Origin of the sequence: Ilyobacter sp. (assembly GCF_041583315.1) — a bacterium.
Taxonomy (GTDB): domain Bacteria; phylum Fusobacteriota; class Fusobacteriia; order Fusobacteriales; family Fusobacteriaceae; genus Ilyobacter.
Map to the genome: position 1 here is coordinate 1 of NZ_JBFHGC010000439.1, position 2,470 is coordinate 2,470.

Sequence of the window (2,470 nt, forward strand, 5' to 3'; positions counted from 1 at the left end):
GTGTAAACTTGGACGGTGTTGGTCAAAAAGTAATAAATAATCATCTTCATGACGTCCCTGGACAGGCTATAATGTTTTATGGAAACGATCATCTGATAGAATACAACGAAATAAACAACTGTGTTACTGATATGTCTGACATGGCAGCTATTTATACCGGACGAGACCCAAGTGTTCTGGGAAATATTATTCGTTATAATTTCTTTCATCACTTGGAAAATAAACTGGGATCAGGGAACGGTGTACAGGCTATATATTTTGATGACGATGACCTCTATACCGCTATAATATTTGGAAATATCTTTTACAAAGCCGGAAGCAATGCCGTTATCCATTTCAACGGTGGAGGCGGGTCCTCTATAGGAAATAACATCCTCATAGACTGTCCTGAATTTATGTGGGGTGGAGAAAAAGAACGTGTGTTAAAGGCAATTCAAAAGATGCAGGATCCAAAAAAAGATAAAGTTGCAAAAAAAATATTTGAAAATGTGGATATAAGAAAAGAGCCTTTTAAAAGCAGATATCCTTATCTACTCAATTCCTATGAAACATCATTTAATATCGGTACTCCTGTTTGGAATAATATCCAGGGGAAATCCAGCGACAAAAAATTTATGAAAAATTTTGTTGATCCTGAAAACATGAATTTTTCTATAAAACCAAAGTCTCATCTTTTAAAATTAAAAACCAAAGTGGATATTGATCCTGTATACGGACTAAAAGATGAAGTTCTAAGATTCCAGTCTATTCCCTTTGATAAAATAGGAATATATAATGATGAAAATCGAAACAATGTTTCTAAATAAGCTATACAACTAAAAAAGGATCGGAATTCCGATCCTTTTTTAGTTTACTTTTATATTTTGCTTTTAAAAATTTTTTCAAAAATTTCATCACTCAGACCTCCAAATAGAGGTCCATTATTTACCTGTAATGAATTTACACTTTGAGCACCAAGGTTTGGCTCAATCAGATAAATTTCATTGTTTTTATCTAAGGCAAAATCCCAAACTACAAAATCAAAATAAAGTAATTTTTTATGACACTCAACTGCTTTTGATATTATTTCATCAAATCTGGGAACCTCTATACCTTCAAAAGTAATCTTGCTGTCAGGATGAGATTCTAAAAAAACTAAATTTTTTAATAGAGCATATTTTTTTAGTTTACCAGTTTCAGTGTCTATTCCTATTTCCAGTCCTCCAGTTGCCATATTGTCTATTATACTCTCACCAGTTCCAAATTTCATATATGTATTTAAAATATGGAATTGATTTTCCCAGCGAAGCGTTGTCACTCCAATTGTGCTGAGAGAATTTGGAGATATTTTTTTAAATATTTCTGTTTGACTCAATCTCTCTTGCAACAAGAAATCTTTTTTATACTCTTTGATAAGATCCTGAAAACTCATCTCTTTCTTATCAAGAATAATTTTTTTTTCTTTTACTGATAAAAGCTTTATTCCTCTTGCATTACCACTATTTATACTTGGCTTTATAAGATATTCTCCGTCGTGATTTAGAAATTCTTTTATGAATAGATCTGTATGAATTTCCCGATATTCTCCATCATAGCTTTTCCCGTTAATATCCCTATAAAGGATTTTTGGTTGTTTCATATCAGGAAATAATCTATTTAGCATATTTTTATCATTATAAGATCTTAAAAAATCAAGATTGTTTAAATAAGGAAGAACTTGATTTACAAATACCGGATATGTCAAATATCTTTCATCAAAAGTGTTAAGATTACAGCATATTTTATGCCACTGGTAGTTTTTTATATGGATGCCGTATTTCTTCCAGTAATCTTTTATTTTTGATTTCTGTATTTTTTCTAAAAAAAATCCTTTCCCTGCTGTCAGTGCAATTATTTTGCAGTTGGATCTGAAAACAATTGATTTTTTTTTTAAAGTACAAGAAAAATGATCAATTTTTTTTTCTATATTCAGCAAATTACACCTCCCATTTATTCCTTATGACATTTCACATTGTGGGACAAGGTGTTTGTTTTTATTTTTCTATGGAAATTTTTTCTCCATCTCTAACTTTAAAAGGATTCACTATAATAGGGGTTCCCTCTGGAAGATTTAGTATTTCTATTCTAGAAGAGACTTTTTTCCCTATATCCACTGGTGTTTTTTTGGCTGCACCATCCTCGAGTGTATACACATAATGACCTCCATCTTCCTCTAGAACAGAGAAAGAATTAACTGTCAGAGAATCATCTACTTTCTTACCCTTGATATTTACAGAGGTATAGTATCCCAATTTAAGTCCATCAGTATTTTTTAGACTTATGTAGACTTCTATTACCTTATCCTGGAAGTTTTCACTTTCCACTATTTTTGCTCCCTGCGATACCCTTTCTACAACTCCTTCATAAGTTTTTTGAGTTTTGCTGTCACTCAGTGTAACTACCGCCTGTTCTCCTTTTTCTATCCATGAAGCTCTAAAGAGGGGTACGTTTA

General features: G+C 31.7%; 3 protein-coding genes. 1 reads left to right on the forward strand and 2 read right to left on the reverse strand.

What is annotated here, in order from left to right; translation table 11 throughout:
- Window positions 1–806, forward strand: an 806-nt coding sequence (locus ABZA26_RS12620; RefSeq protein ID WP_372714867.1) for a hypothetical protein, incomplete at its 5' end; no start/stop codon positions are given.
- A 50-nt stretch (window positions 807–856) separates the two neighbouring features.
- Here ABZA26_RS12620 and ABZA26_RS12625 read toward each other — a convergent pair.
- Both ABZA26_RS12625 and ABZA26_RS12630 read right to left on the reverse strand, forming a co-directional pair.
- Window positions 857–1,954 (reverse strand): sugar-transfer associated ATP-grasp domain-containing protein, encoded by a 1,098-nt coding sequence (locus ABZA26_RS12625; RefSeq protein ID WP_372714868.1) that lies wholly within the window; start codon window positions 1,952–1,954, stop codon window positions 857–859.
- A gap of 58 nt (window positions 1,955–2,012) precedes the next feature.
- A partial coding sequence (locus tag ABZA26_RS12630; RefSeq protein ID WP_372714869.1) for an efflux RND transporter periplasmic adaptor subunit occupies window positions 2,013–2,470 on the reverse strand: 458 nt, incomplete at its 5' end.